This is a genomic window from Ureibacillus xyleni (assembly GCF_900217795.1).
Classification (GTDB): Bacteria; Bacillota; Bacilli; order Bacillales_A; family Planococcaceae; genus Ureibacillus; species Ureibacillus xyleni.
The window spans coordinates 88,307-96,087 of sequence record NZ_OBMQ01000007.1 but is presented as its reverse complement, the minus strand read 5'-3'; the positions used below and the strand labels follow the sequence as shown (position 1 = coordinate 96,087).

At 34.0% G+C, this 7,781-nt stretch carries 9 protein-coding genes; 5 read left to right on the top strand and 4 right to left on the bottom strand.

The window, feature by feature from the left end; genetic code table 11:
- The 5 genes from CRO00_RS11655 to CRO00_RS11635 all read left to right on the top strand — a co-directional run.
- The coding region (locus CRO00_RS11655; protein WP_141396962.1) for a cadherin-like beta sandwich domain-containing protein at positions 1 to 613 on the top strand (613 nt) is incomplete at its 5' end.
- Between the two features lie 95 nt (positions 614 to 708).
- Positions 709 to 1,857 carry an Ig-like domain-containing domain gene (locus CRO00_RS11650; protein ID WP_141396961.1) on the top strand — a complete coding sequence of 383 codons (1,149 nt, stop codon included), beginning with the start codon at positions 709 to 711 and terminating at the stop codon, positions 1,855 to 1,857.
- 207 nt (positions 1,858 to 2,064) lie between these two features.
- Positions 2,065 to 2,229 carry a response regulator gene (locus CRO00_RS20640; protein ID WP_097073842.1) on the top strand — a complete coding sequence of 55 codons (165 nt, stop codon included), beginning with the start codon at positions 2,065 to 2,067 and terminating at the stop codon, positions 2,227 to 2,229.
- Between the two features lie 778 nt (positions 2,230 to 3,007).
- On the top strand, positions 3,008 to 3,649 hold the full coding sequence (locus tag CRO00_RS11640; RefSeq protein WP_161946670.1) for a TetR/AcrR family transcriptional regulator: 642 nt from the start codon (positions 3,008 to 3,010) through the stop codon (positions 3,647 to 3,649).
- Complete coding sequence (locus CRO00_RS11635) at positions 3,649 to 4,212, top strand: hypothetical protein (RefSeq protein WP_237658400.1); 564 nt, start codon at positions 3,649 to 3,651, stop codon at positions 4,210 to 4,212. The genes CRO00_RS11640 and CRO00_RS11635 overlap by 1 nt, the downstream gene beginning before the upstream one ends.
- A gap of 54 nt (positions 4,213 to 4,266) precedes the next feature.
- Here CRO00_RS11635 and CRO00_RS11630 read toward each other — a convergent pair whose 3' ends face one another.
- From CRO00_RS11630 to CRO00_RS11615, 4 genes are all read right to left on the bottom strand, one after another.
- A complete protein-coding gene (locus CRO00_RS11630; protein WP_097073840.1) occupies positions 4,267 to 4,803 on the bottom strand; it encodes a hypothetical protein in 537 nt (178 codons plus the stop codon).
- Between the two features lie 261 nt (positions 4,804 to 5,064).
- Entirely contained in the window at positions 5,065 to 5,658 is a 594-nt protein-coding gene (gene cysC, locus CRO00_RS11625) for an adenylyl-sulfate kinase (RefSeq protein WP_097073839.1), read from the bottom strand.
- 16 nt (positions 5,659 to 5,674) lie between these two features.
- Positions 5,675 to 6,814 (bottom strand): sulfate adenylyltransferase, encoded by a 1,140-nt coding sequence (sat, locus tag CRO00_RS11620; RefSeq protein WP_097073838.1) that lies wholly within the window; start codon positions 6,812 to 6,814, stop codon positions 5,675 to 5,677.
- 42 nt (positions 6,815 to 6,856) lie between these two features.
- A complete protein-coding gene (locus CRO00_RS11615; RefSeq protein ID WP_097073837.1) occupies positions 6,857 to 7,558 on the bottom strand; it encodes a phosphoadenylyl-sulfate reductase in 702 nt (233 codons plus the stop codon).
- Positions 7,559 to 7,781 lie beyond the last annotated feature (223 nt).

Genomic DNA, 7,781 nt, shown 5'->3' with positions numbered 1-7,781 from the left:
AATCAATGGTGCGACAAGTCCAACATTTACAGCTCCAACAGGTACTGCAGGAACAACTTATTATTATGTAGTGATTACAAATACAGATAACAGTGCGACAGGAAATAAAACAGCAACTACAACGAGCCAAGTGGCAACGGTGACAATCAATGCCAAGAGCCAAAATGCAAATTTAGGTGCATTAACATTATCAAATGGAACGTTAAATCGACCTTTTGACAAAGATATAACCTCTTACACAGTCAATGTACAAAATGCAATAAGCAGTATTACTATATCGCCAATTGTAGAAGACACTGGAAAAGCTACAATAACGGTTAATAATCAACCATCTATAACTGCAGTACCATTAATTGTTGGTAATAATACAATTCAAATTGTAGTAACAGCAGAAGATGGGGTAACGAAAAGGACCTATACGATTTCTGTAAACCGTGCGCAAGCTTCTTCTAGTGGAGGAGGAGGAGGCTATACACCAACTCCACAACCTAAACCGCCAAAACCAGAAATCATCACAGCGCCAATTGAAATAGGTGATCAACAAGGCTCTAACGTATCAACAGCAACAATCAAGCGTACTACAGATACGAATGGAAACAAAAAGATGAAGTAGAATTAACACCTGAGAATGCTGCTGAAACGGTTAAAAAACTAAAAGAGGCAGGTTCTGATACAGCACGAATCGTCATTCCAGATTCAAAAGACGAAGTGTCAGAATTAAACGTATCCATTAATAAAGGATCTATCACGGCAATGCAAGAGGGAGATATCAATCTAGAAATTTATACGGATAATGCAAGAATTGCTATTCCGAAAGAGTCAATTGGTCAAATTAAAAACGATCTTTACTTCAGAGTAATTCCTATAAAAGAGGAAGAAAAGAAAAACGAGGTAGAAGATCGTGCAAAACAAGAAGAAACCGTGCGCAAAGTAGCTGGCAGCGTGAATATTAATGTGGTGGGTCGACCAATGACCATTGAAACGAATATGCCAAATCAACCAGTAGACATAATTCTTCCACTTAAGGGTGTAACGATACCTACTGAAGCCAAGGAACGTGAAGAATTCTTTAATAAATTAGGGGTATATATCGAACATAGTGATGGTGAAAAGGTATTTATTAAAGGTGAGGTTGTTCCATATAAAAATGGAGAACTTGGATTAAAGTTTACCATAAGTAAATTCAGTACATTCACCATATTAAATATGGAAAATGGCTGGGATCAGAAGGAACCAAACTTTAATGACCAATTCACTGGACGTACATCGGAAATGGAACTACCAGTAATGGCAGATAAAGTATGGAATATTAAGTTCAATCAGGCAGTGAAAAGCTCGACAGTCAACAATGAAACGGTATATATGTATGATCAGAACGGAGAAAAAGTCGAAATTGATATTCAGCTAACAAACAATACAATTCAAGTCAGTCCGAAAACGTATTACAAACCAGACACAAAATACTATCTATATTTAAGTGAAAACATTGAATCGTCTACTGGTAAACGTTTTGTAGCTTCAGAGCGATATGTATTTAAAACTATACCGTACTCACTCGAAACAGGAAAATGGCAAGAGAAAAACAACGTCTCCCCTAATAAAGAGTGGACATTAACATTTAATGCAAATGTAAAAGAGGCATTGTTAACGGACGAGCATATCTTTGTAACAAATCAACATGGAAGTAAAGTTGAAGTTAATGTCGAAGTAATTAATTCAAAATCAATTAAAATTACTCCAGTTAAACCATATAACAATGGGGAATCTTACTATTTATTCATAAAAGATTTAGAGTCAGAAAATGATCTTGCGATGAAAAATCAAATTTGGATGAAATTTACGGTAAGTTCTGAATAAGGTTATTAAATAATAATGCATTCTAGTGATCTAGGATTATGGACAATGGTAAAGTTTGAAATACCGATTTAAAAATGAAAGGGGTATTCTTACAAGTGCTCAAAGTAAGTATTGTGGGTGATGAAAAATTAGTTTCGAATTTCTTGAAAATGCAGCTAGAGAATACAGGCTTAACTCAAGTGATAGCCGGTTTTTAATCAATCGACAATAGCATTAACTTATATTCCAATATTAAAGCCTGATGTAATTTTCCTAGATATTGAGATGCGAGGAACAAATGGAATTGAACTCGGGTATAAGCTCTTAAAAAAATGTACAAATTTAAAAATCGTATTTGTTTCCGCTTATAAACACTACGCCGTTGATGCATGAGCATAAATCTAGTATTGTCAATGAAGATAGTGTAAGAATTGAACTCCTTGAACATATTAATATTTTTTTGGCAATAAAGAAATTCAAATTAAATAGACCACAGTTAAAGTGGAAAAGTTATTTACACTACTAGTCATACATCATAAGAACGGCATTGAGTAATGGAAAATAATCGAGAATTTATGGCCACAAATTAGTACAAAAAAGGCTGAACAAAATCTTTATACCACGATCTATCGACTAAAGAAAACCATTTTAAAAATTGGAATAAACATGACAATCGATAATATCAAAGTGAATTATATTCTTAATGTACCAAACTGCACAATTGACATAGAGGAGTATAGTGAAATAAACGAGGACACTGAAAAAGTACAATATTTAAATTGGGCAGTGGAAAGTTCAACCTAATCGAACTATCCACTGCTTTTTTACTAGGTGGTTTCCAAATGATTTCTAATCAAGAATCTCTTTTCAAAAAGCTTGAAAAGAAATAATCAAATTTGGATTACGTTAACTGGGGATGGATTGGATCACGACAAAATAGCAGGCATTGGGAAAAGTGGAGTAAAGAGAAGGATTTATCATTGACTAAGTTAATAGTTGATTTTACAAATTTGCAATTTAATGAAAGTCTTAAATTTCTTTAATGCTAAACTTTTGTAATTTTGGAATGGGTAACACCTTTACAATATTTACAAGTTAAAGTTTGTATGTTAAGATGACATTGTTGTCATATGACAATAGTGTCACATCGATTATAAGAGAGGGAATCAAAATGCCATTAACAACTTTTTTTAACCTACCAAATGAAAAAAGAACAATCATTTTAGAAGGCAGTATTGCCGAATTTGCAGAACATGGGTATGAAAAAGCAAGCATATCAAGCATTATCAAAAGAGTAGGAATTCCAAGGGGGAGTTTTTATCAATATTTTGAAGACAAACTTGATTTATACAAGTATGTAATCGAACAAATTGGCTTCAAAAAACACGAATACACCAAAAATGCATACCAAATATCTAGTAACATAACGTTTATTGATATCGTGAAAAATTTATTTATTGGAGGAGTACAGTTTTATCGTTTGCACCCAGATATGGCGAAAATTGCAACCAATTTTATTTTAAATTCAGATCAAGAACTAAAGAAAATGGTCCTTGGGGATGGACACGATAAAAGTTTTGAATTTTTTCATCCATTAATTAATGAGTGCAAGGAAAAGGGTGAAATTGATAAGAGATTAGGAAATGAAACAATTATTTTACTAATCGAATCCTTAAACGTGTCATTTGTCCAGTATTTCATAGAAAAGTCTGGTTCGGATTATTTTGACGATCATTTATTTTCTCTAACAGAAGAAATTATTCTGTTTTTAGAAAAAGGATTATCTATACCAAACACAGGGAAGGGAATCTAATGTTGCGAAAATATGATAAAGCACTTGCTGTTTTCTTTGCGTTTTGTTCTTTAGGTTTACTAATTGCGTTAGTTTTGAATCGTGATTTACTTGATTGGGCATTTGCTAGACATCAGAATCAACTTTCTTGGTATATTAGACCACTTTTTATTATTCCTTTTTGTTATTTTGCCTTCAAAAGAAGTTTTGCAGGGATCTTCTTTACATTGTTGTGTATTTTTTCATCGATGTTTTGGTTTCCGGAACCGAGTACTGTCGATGCAAAAGTACAAGAATTTCTTCAATATGAATTGAATTATTTAACTGGGGATTGGGGAATTCCAAAAGTCTTACTTACATTGATTGTCCCGGTATCTTTAACTCTCTTAGCTGTTGCTTTTTGGTATCGTAACATTTGGTTTGGGATGTCCATTATGGCCTTTATTGCAATAGGAAAAATAGCGTGGAGTATTATTTTTGCAGGGGAATCAGGCAAATCCATAATAATCCCAGCAATTATAGGCTTTGTAATATGTTTGGTCACTATAAAATTCGGAATGAAAAAAATAAGAGGGGTCAAATAACACCAAAAAAATATACCAGATGCTTAAGTTGCATCTGGTATGGAAGTATTAATATTAGAATTCCACTTTTACTGGATGATCTTCACTGTAGTCATAATCGTCCCAAGAGAATACGTGTAAGATCATTTCAAAGTTATTTTCAAAAGCAGGGAAATCATATCCTTCAAATTCGCTGATGGTTAATGTTGCTGTTGCTGATTTTCCTGGTGCCACTTCTTGACTCATTGAGAGCAATGTTTCATCTACCATACGATCATCAACTGATACACTATTTGCCTGAACTTCAATACTATCCTTCCGTTTGTTTGTTACGTCAAAGATTACTTCAACAGTATTACCCCAAACTTCATCATTCTTTTTAACAATCTTCACCAGTGTCGCTGTCAAATTTTCATTGTCAACTATTACTTGGTTTAATTCTTTTTCATCATTTGTTGCGGCTTCTTCAGTATCTCCGCTAGTATCATTACCTGTGTTTTCATTGTTCTCTGTATTTTCTACCTCACCACCGAGGTTTTCTTCCGTTGTTTCACCGCATCCCGCAAGACCAAGAGAGAAAATAAATGCCGAAAGCAAAATAATTTTCTTCATAGTTATTCTCCTTTATTTTTATGAATTATTATGTGCAGTATAAATTTATTGATACAAAAAACAACTTTTGCAATAACTATGCATGTTTCAAAATAAATTAACCATCATAATAAAAAGGGTTATATTAAGAGGTGGTGTAGAGGATGTGGAGAAAATTTCTAGAATCCTTTAAAGATGTTCCTCATATGTATGAATCGTTTTTCCACTTTTAACAAATAAACGCAGTTCAATCTCTACACTAGAAATTGAACTGCGCCATTGTTATATATATTTTTTTTCTTTTAAAAAACTAATGATTTGATCTGTACATTCCTCAACTGAAAACTTCTCACTATCCACTACAAGTTCTGGATTGTCTGGAGCTTCATATGGGGCGCTAATACCTGTGAAGTTTGGAATTTCTCCATTTCGAGCTTTCGTATAAAGGCCTTTTGGATCTCTACGTTCACATTCTTCAATTGAACACTGCACAAAGATTTCAATAAATTCACCATCTTCTACAAGTGCTCTAACGACATTACGATCTTCTTTGTAAGGCGAAATAAACGCTGTTAATACGATTTGACCACTTTCAACAAAAAGTTTTGATACTTCACCGATACGACGAATATTTTCTTTTCTGGATTCTTCATCAAAGCCTAAGTTTTTGTTTAACCCATGACGAATATTGTCACCGTCTAGAACAAATGATTGGTTTCCATCTTCAAATAATTTTCTTGCTACTGCATTTGCAATGGAAGATTTACCAGACGCTGATAATCCTGTAAACCATAAAACAAAGCTATGATGGTTATTTTTTTCTCTTCTTTCTGCTTTTGCAATGGAAGCTTCATGCCAAACGATATTTGTACTCATATTTTTACACCTCTTCTTATGAATGAACTTCTTGTCGTAATCCTTTTATTAAAACTTCGATTACTTCTTTGCGGCTAAATGTGCTTGGTGGAATTTCTCCGTTACGTAACATTTCACGTACTTTTGTTCCTGATAAAATAATGCGAGAAGTGGCATCATGCGGGCAAGATTTTGTTGTTGCCATCCCTTCACAAGCAGTGCAATAGAAACTATGTTCAAATTTTAAAGGTGTAATGCCGATTTCTTCAGGGCTAAAGTTTTCAAAGATTATTTGCGCATCATATGTTCCGTAGTAATCACCAACACCTGCATGGTCACGGCCAACAATAAAATGAGTGCAGCCATAATTTTTACGAACTAATGCATGGAAGATTGCTTCTCTTGGTCCTGCGTAACGCATTGCAGCTAGGAACACACCTAATTGAACACGCTCTTTTGGGTAATATTTATCAAGCAGTACTTCATAACTTTCCATACGAATAGGAGCTGAGATGTCATCAGATTTTGTTTCCCCAACAAGAGGGTTTAGGAACAAACCATCAACAATTTCTAATGCGACTTTTTGGATATATTCATGGGCACGGTGTACTGGATTTCTTGTTTGGAATCCAACTATCGTTTTCCAGCCTTTTTCCTCAAACAATGCTCGTGTTTCTTTTGGTTCAAATGTATAAGCAGGGAAGGATTTAGGTGCTTTTTTCAATAGTGTGATGTTACCGCCAACATAAGTGTTTGGTCGTTCTAAAAGTTTTTGAACACCAGGGTGATTTAAATCGTCTGTCCCATACACTAATTTCGCTTCAACCTTTTTATCTGGTGTATAAATATCGTTAATTGTAATTAGACCATATACTTCACTATCATAGGTAAGTTTTGCGATATCCCCAGTGTTTAATGTAGCTACTACCTCATCTGCAACAGGTAATGTGATGGGAATACTCCAAACTGTTCCATTTGAAAGGCGCATTGTTTCAACTACAGATTCGTAATCTTCTTTTGCTAAAAATCCTTCCAGTGGGCTATATGCACCAATTCCAATCAGTTCAAGGTCGCTTAATGCAATCGCATCAAGTTGAATTTCTTTTTCGATACTTTCATAAGATGCTTCTGGGTTATATGAATATACTAATTTTCCGCCATGTGGTTGTAAACTCATTGTTAATTCCTCCTAAAATTTATAGTTTGTTAAATACATTTTCTAATCGTGTAATCCGCATTCCGTTTTATTTGAACCAGACCATCTTCCTGAACGTAAATCCTCCATCGTAAAAGCTGGTTTTGTACAATGTGAACAGCCAATACTTGGATAGCCTGAGTCATGGAGTGGATTGTAAGTTAAATTATGTTTACTTACATAACGCCACACATCTTTCCATGTCCAATGAATAAGTGGACAGATTTTTATAGATTGGAATTTATGATCTTGGTTAATAAAATTGACATTCGCTCTCGTTTCAGACTGGTCACGACGTAATCCAGATATCCACGCTTTTGCTCCTGTTAAAGTTTCTTTTAATGGTACTAATTTTCGTATTTCACAGCATTTATTCGGATTTGTTTTCCATAATTCTTCGCCGTATTGTTGAGCTTGTTCTTCTAATGTTAAAGCTGGTTTTTTCAATTCAATCTTTAACTCCGGATAGTTTGCTTTTACTTTTTCAATCGTCTCGTACGTTTCCTTAAAATGAACATCTGTATCTAAGAAGACGATTTTTGCATCAGGCTTCACTTTAGCAATTAAATCGATTAACACTATCCCTTCAATCCCGAAGCTACATGCATATACAACATCATCTCCATAATGCTCGTAAGCCCATTTTAAAACATTGAGCGCTCCTTTATATGTGTCATCCACTTCAAAATCAATGAATGAATCGTTCCAAGCTGCAAATGTTAGCATACGTTTCCTCCTTTAAAAAGAAAAAGGCGTTTTAATGAACGCAAGTTGGTCCATTAAAACGCCTCTAGATCCCTAGTCAGCATTTGATTAATAAAGAAAAAGAACTGGCATTATTTGCCTCGTTCGTCATTTGTATTTAAAGTATACTATATTTGTAGAAATAGTCAATTATAAAAATGGGAATTTTATTTTTAGTTGGAATTTTTAAAAAATTATTAATTCC

What these genes read in the sequence shown, in the direction of transcription:
- cysC (WP_097073839.1), bottom strand. Translation starts at nt 5,658, where the DNA reads ATGAGTACAAATATCGTTTGGCATGAAGCTTCCATTGCAAAAGCAGAA.
- sat (WP_097073838.1), bottom strand. Translation starts at nt 6,814, where the DNA reads ATGAGTTTACAACCACATGGCGGAAAATTAGTATATTCATATAACCCA.
- CRO00_RS11635 (WP_237658400.1), top strand. Translation starts at nt 3,649, where the DNA reads ATGTTGCGAAAATATGATAAAGCACTTGCTGTTTTCTTTGCGTTTTGT.
- CRO00_RS11640 (WP_161946670.1), top strand. Translation starts at nt 3,008, where the DNA reads ATGCCATTAACAACTTTTTTTAACCTACCAAATGAAAAAAGAACAATC.
- CRO00_RS11630 (WP_097073840.1), bottom strand. Translation starts at nt 4,803, where the DNA reads ATGAAGAAAATTATTTTGCTTTCGGCATTTATTTTCTCTCTTGGTCTT.
- CRO00_RS11615 (WP_097073837.1), bottom strand. Translation starts at nt 7,558, where the DNA reads ATGCTAACATTTGCAGCTTGGAACGATTCATTCATTGATTTTGAAGTG.